This window comes from Pantoea sp. ANP04 (assembly GCF_041982285.1).
Lineage (GTDB): Bacteria > Pseudomonadota > Gammaproteobacteria > Enterobacterales > Enterobacteriaceae > Pantoea > Pantoea eucalypti.
Genome location: NZ_JAUTYS010000005.1, coordinates 69,492 through 81,958, shown reverse-complemented (window position 1 = coordinate 81,958; position 12,467 = coordinate 69,492). Strand labels below are relative to the sequence as shown.

Below are 12,467 nucleotides of genomic sequence, written 5' to 3'. Positions count from 1 at the left end.
GCCCGGCGGCGGTGATTTACGCCAGCACTTTGTACATTACGGTGGTGGCGTCCAGCACGCCTGCGGTGGATTCCGCATAAAACGGGATCGATCCCGCTACCTGCCAGCCCAGCGAGCGATAGAGATCGCTGGCGACATCGCCGCTGCGCGTATCCAGCACCAGCAGGGTTTTGACGCGCTCGCGCGCCCGCTGCTCGGCGCGCTGCATCAGTTCACGGGCGATGCCCTGTCGGCGTGCCTGCGGATGCACCAGCAGTTTGCTGATCTCCGCCCGGTGGCGGCCGTTTGGCATGCCGCTGCTATTGATCATCACCGTCGCCACAATGCGACCCTGTTGACGCGCCACGATTAACTCGCTGTCGCCGCCTGTGATGCTGATGATTCGCTGCTGCCAGAATCGCGTCATCACCTCACTGTCTTCAGCATCAATAAACCCGACGCTGGCCCCATCTGCCACACAGCCCTGTAAAACATGGGTCAGTTCGGCCAGATTCTGTTGCGCCTGGGTGGCGCTGAGGGTTACGTACTCAATCATGGTTTCGCCACCACCAGTAGATAGCGCGCGCCGTCGGTCAGGTGCGCCTCAAAAGCCGATTTTCCTGTCAGATGAAAACGTAAACAGTCACCTGGCTGCAACGTCCACGCCTGAGATCCCATCGTGACGGTGAGACCGCCCTCACGCAGCCAGATATGCTGCTCCAGTCCCTGGATGGGTGGTGAATCGTAATCGATACGCGCACCAGGCCGTAACCTGCCCTCAACCAGTTCGCATCTGAAATGAAGTGCAGGAGGGGATATATTGCGGCGAATAAATCCGCTGGCCTCATCCTGCCACACCGGCTGATGCTGGCTGGTGACCAGCAAACTGGACTCCTCCTCCACCTCACTCAGCAGGCGTGACATCGTTAATCCGTAGGCGACACACAGACGGTTAAGCAGTGCAGCCGTAGGGCTGGTCTCGCCTCGCTCAATGCGCGATAATGTCGCACGACTGATGCCCGTGGCCACCGCAAGTTCATCCAGCGACCAGCCGCGTTGCAGGCGTAACTCTGACAGCCTCACAGCCAGTCGTTGCTCAGTATTCAGCTCAGACATTACTTTTCTCACTTATGGGAAACATTCTCTCAAATGAGATATAGCTGAAAAGGGCCGTATCAGTCAAGTTGTACATTGAGAAATGTATTGTACAACTTAGTTTGCTTCGTTATGGTAATTACACTCAGACCAATCGAAAGAGGAATTTATGACCTTATACAGTATCGGTGACGTCGCCGAGCGCTGTGGCATAAACCCAGTTACCCTGCGCGCCTGGCAGCGTCGTTATGGCTTACTGAAGCCGCAACGTACCGAAGGCGGACATCGTCAGTTTGATGAAGAGGATGTGCAGCGTATTGAAGAGATCATGCGCTGGATTGAAAGCGGCGTGCCGGTCGGTAAAGTAAAGGCATTGCTGGAAGGTGGCGATGTTGATGCACACGATGGCTGGACCACACTGCAGGATGAGCTAATCAGCGTATTACGTCATGTCAGACCCGCTAAACTGCGTAACAAAATTGCTGCGATTGGTCGCGAACATCCGATTGATGCGCTAATTGATCACGTTTTCATGCCTGTACGCCAGAAACTGAGTCTGGACCAGAATACTGCCCGAACCATGTGCAGCCTGCTGGATGGTTTGCTGATCGACTATGTCGCTTTCTGTCTGACCGGCAGCCGCAAAAAATCGGGAAAAGATGCGCTGATCATTGGCTGGGGTACCGACGATCGTACCCGTATCTGGCTGGAAGGCTGGCGTCTTTCACAGCATGGCTGGCGGATTGATGTGCTGGCTGAACCGCTTGATGTCCCGCGTCCTGAACTTTTTCCTGGCATGAATATGTTTGTATTTACCGGTAAAAAATTAACCCGTCGCCAGCAGGAACAGCTGTCACACTGGCAGGAACAGGGCTATGCCGTGCGGTTACATGAACCCGGCTGATAACAAAAAACGCACGCCGGGCGCTTTGCCTGCTGCCTTGCGCGCGCTATTATCCCCGCCTCACTGTTAACAAGTTCAGGTTTCCGTCATGAATGTCAAAAAAGCCTTTTTCGCCACGCTGTTTTTTATTATGGCGGTTGGCGGCACCAGCGGTCTCATGCTGGTGGGATACTCTCTCATCGTTCACTCACGCTAAGCCGACGTTGCAGGCGCTCAAAGAGGCGGTCGCTCACTATCGCCAGCAGCGCCACCAGTAGCGCTCCCTGAATCACGTAGGCGGTATTAAAGCCGCTTAGGCCGATAATCACTGGCGACCCGAGACTCTTTGCCCCGACCGTTGAGGCGATGGCCGCGGTACCGATGTTGATGATCACCGAGGTGCGTATCCCGGCAATGATCACCGGCGCAGCCAGCGCCAGCTCAATCTGCCACAGCCGCTGCCAGTTGCTCATGCCTACGCCAATAGCGATCTCCCGGCTGCTGGACGGTACGCTATCAATGCCCGCCAGGGTTCCCTGTAAAATCGGCAGTAAACCGTAGAGCAGCAGTGCCACCACGGCAGGCCAGGCACCAAAGCCCATCACCGGCACCGCAATGGCCAGCACGGCTACCGGCGGAATAGTCTGGCCCGCTGCCACGATAGTTTCTATCAGCGGCCGGAACGCACGCCCTGCCCGCCGGGTTACCAGCACGCCACTGCCAATGCCGATGACGATCGCCAGCAGGCTGGCGGTGATCACCAGAAACAGATGCGCCAGCGTCAACTGCCAGAAACTCTCCTGTTGATAGAGTGGCCGGGCCAGCTCCGGAAACCAGAGATGGAACAGCGGCCCACTCAAAGGCATTAGCGTCAGCAGCGCGCCATAGAGCAGTACCAGCCACAACAGCGGATCCCTTAGCCTGCGCATGTTAATGCCTCGCGCTGTCGCAGAAGGTCGCCAAAGTAGAGCACGCCCAGCGGCTGCTCCTGATCGTCAATGACCGGGAGTCTGTCTGTGCCCCGTGCAATAAACTGCGACAGGGCGTCGCGCAGCGTCAGCCCTGCAGCAATCGGTTCACCCGCCAGCCACTCGCCGCGTCGCACGGCATTACCCACCTGCTCCAGCGACAAGAGCCGTACGCCCATTTCGCTGCGGCCAAAGAAGTCGCGCACAAAATCATTTTTCGGCTGGGTCAGCAACTCAACCGGCCTGCCCTGCTGAACAATCTCACCGTTATCCATTAGCACAATGCGGTCCGCCAGCGTCAGTGCTTCGTCGATATCATGCGTCACCAGCACGATGGTTCGCCCCGACAGGCGATGAATACGCAGCATCTCCTGTTGCAGCACGCCGCGCGTCACCGGATCAAGCGCACCAAACGGCTCATCCATCAGCAGGACCTCCGGATCAGCCGCCAGCGCACGCGCCACGCCGACACGTTGCTGCTGACCGCCTGAGAGCTGATGCGGATAACGATTCAGCAGGCGCTCGTCGAGATTGAGCAGCGCCAGCAGCGTCGTGATGCGTTCGTTGATCTTTGCTCCGGACCAGCCCAGCAGCACCGGCACCGTGGCAATATTCTTTCGCACCGTCCAGTGTGGAAACAGCCCTATCGACTGAATCGCATAGCCCATGCGTTGCCTGAGCGAGCGGGCATCGAGCTGGCGAATCGACTCACCGGCAAAGCGGATTTCACCACTGTCATACTCCACCAGCCGGTTAATCATCTTCAGGGTGGTCGATTTGCCGGAGCCGGAAGTGCCGAGCAGTACACAGAACTCCCCTTTTGCCACCTGCAGCGACAGATCTTTCACCGCCGCCTTGCCGTTAAACGCGCGGCAAACGCTATCAAACTCAATCATCTTCTCTCTCCAGCAGTGAGATCAGCAGGCGGAACAGCGCATCGATGACGACCGCCAGCGCAATCACCGGGATCACCCCAAGCAATACCAAATCAAGCGCGCTGCTTAACAGCCCCTGGAAAATAATCGCGCCAAAGCCGCCCGCGCCAATCAATGCCGCAACCACCGCCATGCCCAGCGTCTGCACCACGACGACCCGCAGGCCCGCCAGCCAGACCGGTAGCGCCAGCGGTACATCCACCGCGACAAACTGCTGCCAGCCACTCATGCCCGTGCCGCGCGCGCTTTCGCGCACCTCCTGCGGCACCTGTTGCAAGCCCACCACCACGCTGCGCACCAGCGGCAACAGGGCGTAGAGCACCAGCGCGATCAAGGCTGGAGCCATGCCGATGCCGCTAATGCCCCAGTCACTGAGCCACGGAAAATGCTGCGCCAGTCCGGCCAGTGGCGCAATCAGCAGACCAAACAGCGCCACTGACGGCACTGTCTGAATAACATTAAGGACGCCAAACACACTGCCTTGCCAGTCAGGCCGCCGGAAAAGCGTGACGCCCAGCGGCAGTGCAAACATTAAGGCTGGCAGTACTGTACCCACCAGCAGAGTGAGATGACGGCTCAGTGCCGCATCAAACACCGCGTGACGGTTGGCATACTCTTTCAGCAGGGAGAGATCGCTGAGCTGGCCGCTGAACAGCAGCAACAGCGGCAACAGCCAGACCTGCAGATTGAGCAGCAGCTGAGCCAGCCGATGGGAAGTGAGTTGACGCACCTGATCGGTAATCAGCAGCAGAATGAGTGCACCACTGCACCATAAGCCACTGGCAAAGCTGGTTCGTGCCAGACGGCTGCCCTGCTGACTGAGTAGTGTCGCCTGATGACCGCTGAGCCAGAGCATGGCGGCCAGCAGCAGCTCTGCCGCCAGCAGGGCCAGTATCAGCGTAGTACGCCCAGGCTGACGCCACAGCAGCAACCACAGCATCATCAGCGGCAGCAGTAACAGCCCGGCGCTGCTGACCTGCCAGCTCATCAGCGGTTCACCCGCCACCAGCCGGTTAGGAGCGAAGTTAAGAAACGGCAAGGTCACCAGCGCCAGACTCAACAGCGTCAGCAGCAACAATGCTACCGGCTGCTGAGCCGGGCGGCGTATCGCGTCCCGCGCTATCAGCATCGGTTACAGCAGCTTTTTCTGCTGCAGCCACTCAGTCGCTACGCTGCTCGCATCCTGACCGTCGACCGCGATTTTCGCATTGAGCTGTTGCAGCGTCTTCTCATCAAGCGCGCTGAAGACCGGCTTCAGCCAGTCGGCAATCTGTGGGTAGGCTTTCAGCACCGATTCGCGGATCACCGGCGTCGGCGCATAGATCGGCTGTACGCCTTTAGGATCGCTGAGCGTCTGCAGGCCCAGTGCCGCCACCGGACCGTCGGTGCCATAGGCCATCGCCGCGTTCACGCCCGACGTCTGCTGTGCTGCCGCGCTGATGGTGACAGCGGTATCGCCACCCGCCAGAGACAACAGCTGATCCTGCTTAAGGTCGAAGCCATAGGCTTTTTCAAAGGCCGGTAAGGCATCGCTGCGTTCGATAAATTCGGCTGAGGCCGCCAGTTTGAAGGTACCTCCTTTTTTCAGGAAAGCGCTGAGATCGGCCAGCGAGGTAAGCTGGTTCTTCTCCGCCAGGTCCTTACGCACGGCGATGGTCCAGGTGTTGTTGGCCGGAGCCGGTGTCAGCCACACCAGATGGTTTTTCTCCGCATCCAGTTTCTTCACCTTTTCGTAGCCTGCGCCGGCATTTTTCCAGGCACTGTCTTTTTCATCGTTAAAGAAGAATGCGCCGTTGCCGGTGTATTCCGGGTAGATGTCGAGTTCGCCCGCCGTAATGGCGCCACGGACGACCTGGGTCGTGCCGAGCTGGATTTTATTGACAGTTTTTACCCCATGCTTTTCCAGCACCTGAAGAATCACATTGCCCAGCAGCGATCCTTCGGTATCAATTTTTGAGCCGACCCGCACAGGATCGGCCGCGTGTGCCATCCCCATGCTAAGCAGCAACGCGCTGACGCCCATCCAACCCCGAACTCTGACCATGGCCTTTTCCTTATCGCATTTTCGCGTGTTGTTTTTGTGTTTCGTGAGTGCGTGATGACTTACAAGGCGTCATGCGCCTGAGGGTGCAGGCTGCTCTCCTGCCGCTGAGAGTGTTGCTGGCAAGGCGTGCAGCGATAAATTATCTGCTTTAAAAGCGTAGCCTGGCATAGCGGTGATGCAGCGGACTTTATCGAAAATTAATAACGATTTGGGATTATAATATTATCTTATATAACTGAAATGAATTTACGTCTGGGCGTCTAAACGGCTATCCTCGGTAATCTGTTTAAAATAAAAGATACATAACATCATGTCCGATCTGACTTCTTCCGCCCATGTGGCAACAGCAGGGAGTTCGCCCGGTGGCGAAACACAGTGGATTCGTAGCGCAGCTGACGTCTCCCGATTAGTCAACAGCGGCGACAGCGCCCGTAATAATGCCCGCATTGTGGTGGCGATTGCGCTGGGAGGCGTTTTTCTCGACGCCTACGACCTGGGTGCGCTGGCCTTTGGCATCAAAGACATCACACGCGAGTTTAATCTCACCCCAGCCGGCACCGGCATGGTCGCCTCGGCCATTACCTTCGGGGCGATTATCGGCGCGCTGATTGGCGGCTATCTCACCGACAAAATTGGCCGTTATCGGGTCTTCATGGCCGATATGTTCTTTTTCGTGGTGGCGGCTATCGCCTGTGCATTTGCGCCCAATGAATATGTGCTGGCTGGCGCGCGCTTCGTAATGGGGCTGGGCGTCGGGATCGATCTGCCGGTGGCGATGGCCTTTCTGGCGGAGTTTTCAAAGCTGCGCGGTAAGGGGAATAAAGCGGCCAGCGTGGCGATGTGGTGTCCGACCTGGTACGCAGCAATCAGCATCTCTTATCTGCTGGTGCTGCTGCTCTATGCGGTGTTGCCCGAAAGTCACACCGACTGGCTCTGGCGGCTGATCCTCGGTTTTGGCGCCGTTCCGGCGATTGTCATCATCGCTATCCGCAGCCGTTACATGAGCGAATCCCCGGTGTGGGCAGCTAATCAGGGCGACCTGAAAGGGGCCGCGGCGATTTTACGCAGTGCGTGGAATATCAACGCTCAGGTCGCGTCCGACGCCGCACTGACCGCTGCCACGCCGGTGCGTAAGGCAAGCTGGCGTAACTATGGTGCGCTGCTGCAGGGCGTCTATCGCCGCCGTACGCTGCTGGCGACCATTACCTCTATCGCCTCGTCGTTTGCCTATAACGCTGTGGCGTTTGGACTGCCGGTGATTATCTCCAGCTTCTTTGCTCAGTCGATGCTCACCACCATTCTGGTGTCGCTGGCACTGAATCTGCTGTTTGCCTTTGTTGGCGGGATTCTGGCGGTGCGACTGGTGCCGCGTCTGGGTGCGTGGAAGATGTCAGTGGCGGGATATGGCTGTCAGTGTGTGGCGCTGCTTGGGCTGGCGCTGATTGGTCGCCCGGAAGGCGGTCAGGAGGCAGCAATGGCTATCGCCATGCTGGCGTTGTTCCTGTTTGGTCAGGGATTCGGGCCTGGCTCGCACACCATGACGTTTGCCTCACTCAGCTATCCCACTTCACTGCGCGGCGTGGGCGTGGGCTTCAACCAGACACTGATGCGCGGCAGTTCAACCGTTTCGCTGTTTCTGTTTCCGGTGCTGGTCGCGGCGCTGGGCACTGGCGTGTTCTGGGTGATCTTCCTGGCGCCGCTGGCCGGTCTTCTGGCGCTGCTGGCCATCCGCTGGGAGCCGTCGGGCTATGATGTGGATGCGGAGGATTTTGAGCTGCCGCGTTAAACAACATTCCAGGCGTGGCGCGCACGCAGGCTCAGGGAACAAACGTCCTCTGCAAAGATGCAAAAGACGCCATCCCTGGCCCGCGATGCTTTGCGATGGACGTTTGCGCCCATCGCTGTGAATTTCAAACCGTCTGACCGCACCTTAGTGCGGTTTTTTTATGCCGTGACAGCCGGAAATGGAAACTGCTCCAGATAATCCGGGATACGCGGGAAGGTATGCAAAAACCACGGCGTGAACTGCTGTGGCTGCTGCTGCATCTGCTGCTCGATCATCGCCATCGGACGATAATCAAAGGCATCCGCTTCCTGAGGATTAAGCTGCGGCAGGCTGTCACAGATCGCAAAAAAGACATGACCATATTCATGCTCTGTCAGGCCATTGCTCAGCTTCAGGTTATAGCTCAGTTCAAACACCGGCGTCAGTGCCACTGTCATACCCATCTCTTCACGCAGACGGCGCTCGGCGGCGTCGCGGGTCGATTCATGGGGATAAGGATGGCCACAACAGGTGTTACTCCATAAACCACCACAATGATACTTATCGCTGGCGCGCCGCTGCAATAACAGCTCCTGCCGGGAATTGAAGATGTAGACCGTCACCGCGCGGTGCAGCAATCCTTTTTCATGCACTTCCAGCTTTTCCATTTTGCCGGTGGGACGATCGAGGTGGTCAACGAGGATAACTTCAATAGCAGACATGGCGTTTCCTTGAGATTATTCCCAACTATTCTGGCACAGAATGCGCAGTTTGGGCGGATCATCGCGGATTTTTTACCCAGGTCCGTCAGAGATAAGCGGATGAAGCAGAGGGGAAATCAGGCCAGCAAGGCTGGCCTGGAAGAGAATTACAGTCGGAAGCTCTGAACAACCCGCTCAAGCTGGGTACTCTGTGATTCCATCGCCTGCGCGGCAGCGGAAACCTGCTCCACCAGCACGGCGTTCTGCTGTGTGGTGCCATCCAGCTGGGTAATTGCCACGTTGACCTGTTCGATACCCATGCTCTGCTCACGGCTGGCTGACATGATTTCGCTCATCAGGGTGGTCACACTGCTCACGCCCTGCATGAGCTCATCCATGGTCTGACCCGCCTGTTCCACCAGCGCGCTGCCGGTATCAATGTTCGCCACTGACTCTTCGATTAACTTTTTAATCTCTCGTGCCGAGTTAGCTGAACGCTGTGCCAGGTTACGCACTTCCGATGCCACGACCGCAAACCCACGACCCTGTTCACCGGCACGTGCAGCTTCGACTGCGGCGTTCAGCGCCAGGATATTGGTCTGGAATGCGATGCTGTCGATTACGCTGATGATATCGACCACTTTACGGGACGAGTGATGAATCTCACCCATGGTGGTGACCACCTGACGGACCACTTCGGTGCCACGCGCGGCTACCTGTGAGGCATCGGCCGCCAGCTGGTTAGCATGCGTCGCGTTGTCGGCATTCTGACGGACGGTGCCGGTCAGCTGTTCCATCGACGCAGCCGTTTCGACAATCGAGCTGGCCTGATCTTCAGTACGGGACGAGAGATTGGCGTTGCCGCTGGCAATTTCCCGCGACGCGGCGGTGATCGCCAGCGCGCTGTCACCCACCTGCTGGAGCAGGCCCTGCAGATAGCTGATGAACTGGTTAAAGCTCTGCGCAACGGCGTTGAACTCCGGGCTGTTGCTGGCTGGCAGACGCTGGGTCAGATCGGCGCCACCCGTCGAGAGCGCTTCAATGTTGCTGTTCAGCACGTTAAGACGTTTCATCATGGCGCGGACAAATCCCAGCGACACCAGCAGCAGGATTACCGCCAGAGGAATCTGCACCAGGCCCAGTCGGGTCAGCATGTTATGCGACTGCGCTTTCAGCAGGCTGGTCGGCAGACTACTGGCGAGATACCACGGGCTGCCGGGAATCGCCTGAACGAACAGGGTCTGCTCGCCTTCGCTACTGTCATAGGTGGTTTCCAGCGGCTGGCTGCCAACACCGTTCAGCAGCGCTTTAAGCGGTGCTGCCATCGGCATCTGCACTTCAGCCAGGTTCTCCAGCTTCGGTGCGGCATTGACCAGCGCGCCATTGCCCACGACTTTGCCGTCGGCTTCAACAATCAGCACGTTGCCATGAATGGTTTCACCCATCTGCTTCGCCAGCTGATTAAAGAACCCCAGCGTGACGTCGATAGTGGCAACACCCCAGGCCGTGCCATTTTTGTAGATGGCCATAGCACAGTTAGTACGCGGCTGCGGACTGGCGGCATCCTGATAGGCTTTAGCCCAGGCACACTGCCCTTTTGCAGCAGCCATGCCATCTTTATACCAGGGTTGCTCCCAGTATTTGTCGGCGGCGTCGGAGTTCCAGTAGGTATTGACCTGCAGTTCATTGCTGGCATTACGGGCAAAGAAGCTGCTGTCTTTCTCTTTGGCCGGATCACGACGGTTTGGCAGTGGCCAGATACCGCCACCAAACACATTGCTGTCCTGATACTGGTTTACCAGCGTCGGTAACAGGGTGTCGATAGTCGCGCTGTCCATAACGGAGGCCGCTTCGGTAATCGCACGCTGCTGAGCCTGCACGCGGTTCATCTGTTCAACGATGCCAGAGGCCAGTGAATCAACCTGATAGCGAACCAGACGGCTTTCGCTGTCGACGAGCTGTGGTGCGACGAACTGATTAATCACCCAGACTGTAACGAGTAAAAGCGCAACAAAGAATGCGATCATTGTTGCGGTAAAGCGGGATTGTGTTGTTTTGAACATCTTCATGCCCCTGCCCCTGGTACGGCGCGATTGCCTTATTCGGGTTAACGGCTCGCTTAAGGGGAACTTGAGATGGGCGGGATCACATATTTAAGAAATGTATGATTTATGTGAAATTTAATTTCACTCCGGGACTATCACCTCCCCGACAGCCGCCGGGGAAAGTGTCTACAGGCGCGTCATTGCTGAGCTACTCTGGCGAATCGACCACCTGCTGGCGTGGACGGAAAACGTGATCGTTACCGTCTGCTGTTAACAACTCCCGTAACTTCTGGCCGCCGTGTTCATCGGCCTGCGCGAACTGCCGCTCCGCTTCAGTAATCGGCGTTGTCCAGAGCAGCGTCGGGCGATCGCCATCACGCTTGGGCAGCGTGAACTGCCCTTTTTCGGTTGCCAGTTCATTCGCCAGCAGGAAGCTTTCAAAGCCGACCGGTGCCACTTCTGACGCCAGCGTATGGCCCTCGCCCAGCCAGGTGAGACGCGCCCAGGGCAGATGTACAAATTCCGCCAATGCGCTGGCCATCTGCACCGCATTGCCTTCCGTCATGATTTCACCGTCAACCGCCATACCCAGTTCGATACGTCGATACTGCGGTGCCAGCTCATCAAACAGATAATCGACCTGCGGCATGGGCCGGATACTCATGCCAAGCGTCAGGAAATACCAGACGCCCTGATGCCAGTGCTGCGAGATTGCCATTGGCGGCCAGCTACCCTGATCAATCGCGTAATATTTCACCGACTCCCCGAAGCGTGCCTGATAGCAGGCCATGAGATCCTGCTGGACCTTATCCCACTCGCTGCCGTCGTGCCATTCACGCCAGAACTGACGCTGATGCTCCGCACGGGCATAGTAGTCATTGGTCGATGCCGACCCCAGCGGAGCCGTCAGCCGGTTCTTTTTAATGCAGCCCGCAGAGAAGCTCACCTGCTTTTCCTGATAAAGGCTCCAGCCAGGGATGACAGCCAGCAGCTGGCCGTAATACCACAGTGCTGCACCATCATCAGAAGGCTCCCACAGGATCTGCAGACCGGCCGGGTCCAGTGCGGGTTCCGCTTCCAGATTACGGCAATACTCTGCGCTGAGCAGCGGCGCTATGCCCTGCTCCATTGCCTCGCGATCTTCCTGCGCCGGTGCAGACAGCAGATTTCTTAGCCAGCAGCCGCGCACAGCATACTGACTGCGGAACAGGTCGGTTGGCCAGATGTAAAAATAGGCAGTGCGCTCATCCTGTTCGACAATCGCGGTCAGTGTGCGCTGCTGATTGTGGACTTCAGCAATCAGGGATTTGTACGTCATAGTGCCTCGACAAAGCCTGGAGGAATCCATTTTCCCCGAGAATAGAGCAGGATCCTGGCTACGGCGATATGAGACAAGGGTAATAGTCTCAAAGTGCATCTCAGGATGATGTAGAGCGAGGAGCTGATGAAGGATTCTTGTAACAAAAACACTTTTACACGACCCGGATAAACAGTGTGAAATTCCAGAGCGATGCGATTTAAAAAAAGACTAAGGTTTTAACACAGGATGAGACGATCATCGCCTCATGCTAATCATAAAACCATACAGGGCTTTCTAAAAGAATAGCGTCTGTTTGCATCGATAATGACCGGCCCTATGCGTAAATCCGACTGCCTGATGTTCCTATGCAGAAACTGAGCAAATATCAATCATAAAAAATCAGCTGTGGCTAACTGCATCCTTTTTTCAAATAGCTCGGAAATCCTCAAAGAAATGATATTACCCTTGAGATGAATTCATATCATGTAAAGCATGATATATATCATTTGAAGCTTAAGGCAAAAAAACGTTAAATATCCCTATCGAACTAAATCCATGTAACCAAAGCGGAAGGTTGAATCCGGCACATCTGATTATAGTAGTTTTGCAATCCCCGACCTGTATTGCAGAATGTCATTCTGCGCATCCTGAACGCTAATATTTTCAATAATAATACCATTAACAATTACCCTATTCCCCCGTAACACTGCAGGAAAAATGAAATAACCCGAAAGCGGAAAAAGAAACGCGAA

Annotated in this window: 11 protein-coding genes; 2 read left to right on the top strand and 9 right to left on the bottom strand. The window is 56.5% G+C overall.

The window, feature by feature from the left end:
- Positions 1-16 precede the first annotated feature (16 nt).
- Together Q7C21_RS08975 and Q7C21_RS08970 are read right to left on the bottom strand one after the other, a co-directional pair.
- Positions 17-535: a GNAT family N-acetyltransferase gene (locus tag Q7C21_RS08975; protein WP_003851775.1), complete on the bottom strand. Its 519-nt coding sequence runs from the start codon at positions 533-535 to the stop codon at positions 17-19.
- Positions 532-1,095 carry an XRE family transcriptional regulator gene (locus tag Q7C21_RS08970; RefSeq protein ID WP_003851776.1) on the bottom strand — a complete coding sequence of 188 codons (564 nt, stop codon included), beginning with the start codon at positions 1,093-1,095 and terminating at the stop codon, positions 532-534. The genes Q7C21_RS08975 and Q7C21_RS08970 overlap by 4 nt, the downstream gene beginning before the upstream one ends.
- Before the next feature lie 148 nt (positions 1,096-1,243).
- Between Q7C21_RS08970 and Q7C21_RS08965 the strand changes: the two genes are divergently transcribed.
- Positions 1,244-1,978, top strand: coding sequence for a MerR family transcriptional regulator (locus tag Q7C21_RS08965; RefSeq protein WP_003851779.1), 735 nt, complete (start codon positions 1,244-1,246; stop codon positions 1,976-1,978).
- Between the two features lie 176 nt (positions 1,979-2,154).
- Here the strand turns inward: Q7C21_RS08965 and Q7C21_RS08960 are convergent, their stop codons facing one another.
- From Q7C21_RS08960 to Q7C21_RS08945, 4 genes are read right to left on the bottom strand one after another with little or no spacing between them, the layout of a single operon-like run.
- Positions 2,155-2,886, bottom strand: a complete 732-nt coding sequence (locus Q7C21_RS08960) for an ABC transporter permease (protein WP_003851780.1) — start codon at positions 2,884-2,886, stop codon at positions 2,155-2,157.
- On the bottom strand, positions 2,874-3,821 hold the full coding sequence (locus Q7C21_RS08955) for an ABC transporter ATP-binding protein (RefSeq protein WP_008925077.1): 948 nt from the start codon (positions 3,819-3,821) through the stop codon (positions 2,874-2,876). Before Q7C21_RS08955 ends, Q7C21_RS08960 begins: the two co-directional genes overlap by 13 nt.
- Positions 3,814-4,989, bottom strand: coding sequence for an ABC transporter permease (locus Q7C21_RS08950; protein ID WP_078804208.1), 1,176 nt, complete (start codon positions 4,987-4,989; stop codon positions 3,814-3,816). The genes Q7C21_RS08955 and Q7C21_RS08950 overlap by 8 nt, the downstream gene beginning before the upstream one ends.
- Positions 4,990-4,992: 3 nt before the next feature.
- Positions 4,993-5,904, bottom strand: a complete 912-nt coding sequence (locus tag Q7C21_RS08945) for an ABC transporter substrate-binding protein (protein WP_003851785.1) — start codon at positions 5,902-5,904, stop codon at positions 4,993-4,995.
- A 310-nt stretch (positions 5,905-6,214) separates the two neighbouring features.
- Between Q7C21_RS08945 and Q7C21_RS08940 the strand changes: the two genes are divergently transcribed.
- On the top strand, positions 6,215-7,690 hold the full coding sequence (locus tag Q7C21_RS08940; RefSeq protein WP_003851786.1) for an MFS transporter: 1,476 nt from the start codon (positions 6,215-6,217) through the stop codon (positions 7,688-7,690).
- Positions 7,691-7,848: 158 nt separating this feature from the next.
- On the opposite strand, the gene idi is transcribed toward Q7C21_RS08940, so the two are convergent.
- The 3 genes from idi to Q7C21_RS08925 all read right to left on the bottom strand — a co-directional run bounded on the left by idi (position 7,849) and on the right by Q7C21_RS08925 (position 11,733).
- The gene (gene idi, locus Q7C21_RS08935; RefSeq protein ID WP_008925075.1) at positions 7,849-8,391 is read right to left on the bottom strand and encodes an isopentenyl-diphosphate Delta-isomerase; all 543 of its coding nucleotides are present in this window, start codon (positions 8,389-8,391) and stop codon (positions 7,849-7,851) included.
- 146 nt (positions 8,392-8,537) lie between these two features.
- Positions 8,538-10,433, bottom strand: coding sequence for a methyl-accepting chemotaxis protein (locus Q7C21_RS08930; RefSeq protein WP_039659300.1), 1,896 nt, complete (start codon positions 10,431-10,433; stop codon positions 8,538-8,540).
- Positions 10,434-10,623: 190 nt separating this feature from the next.
- Complete coding sequence (locus Q7C21_RS08925) at positions 10,624-11,733, bottom strand: suppressor of fused domain protein (protein WP_039659241.1); 1,110 nt, start codon at positions 11,731-11,733, stop codon at positions 10,624-10,626.
- Between the last annotated feature and the right edge of the window lie 734 nt (positions 11,734-12,467).

Bases quoted from the DNA above. Each gene is read 5' to 3' on its own strand.
- Q7C21_RS08950 (WP_078804208.1), bottom strand. From the start codon at position 4,989: ATGCTGATAGCGCGGGACGCGATACGCCGCCCGGCTCAGCAGCCGGTA.
- Q7C21_RS08925 (WP_039659241.1), bottom strand. From the start codon at position 11,733: ATGACGTACAAATCCCTGATTGCTGAAGTCCACAATCAGCAGCGCACA.
- Q7C21_RS08970 (WP_003851776.1), bottom strand. From the start codon at position 1,095: ATGTCTGAGCTGAATACTGAGCAACGACTGGCTGTGAGGCTGTCAGAG.
- Q7C21_RS08940 (WP_003851786.1), top strand. From the start codon at position 6,215: ATGTCCGATCTGACTTCTTCCGCCCATGTGGCAACAGCAGGGAGTTCG.
- Q7C21_RS08955 (WP_008925077.1), bottom strand. From the start codon at position 3,821: ATGATTGAGTTTGATAGCGTTTGCCGCGCGTTTAACGGCAAGGCGGCG.
- idi (WP_008925075.1), bottom strand. From the start codon at position 8,391: ATGTCTGCTATTGAAGTTATCCTCGTTGACCACCTCGATCGTCCCACC.
- Q7C21_RS08965 (WP_003851779.1), top strand. From the start codon at position 1,244: ATGACCTTATACAGTATCGGTGACGTCGCCGAGCGCTGTGGCATAAAC.
- Q7C21_RS08945 (WP_003851785.1), bottom strand. From the start codon at position 5,904: ATGGTCAGAGTTCGGGGTTGGATGGGCGTCAGCGCGTTGCTGCTTAGC.
- Q7C21_RS08930 (WP_039659300.1), bottom strand. From the start codon at position 10,433: ATGTTCAAAACAACACAATCCCGCTTTACCGCAACAATGATCGCATTC.
- Q7C21_RS08975 (WP_003851775.1), bottom strand. From the start codon at position 535: ATGATTGAGTACGTAACCCTCAGCGCCACCCAGGCGCAACAGAATCTG.
- Q7C21_RS08960 (WP_003851780.1), bottom strand. From the start codon at position 2,886: ATGCGCAGGCTAAGGGATCCGCTGTTGTGGCTGGTACTGCTCTATGGC.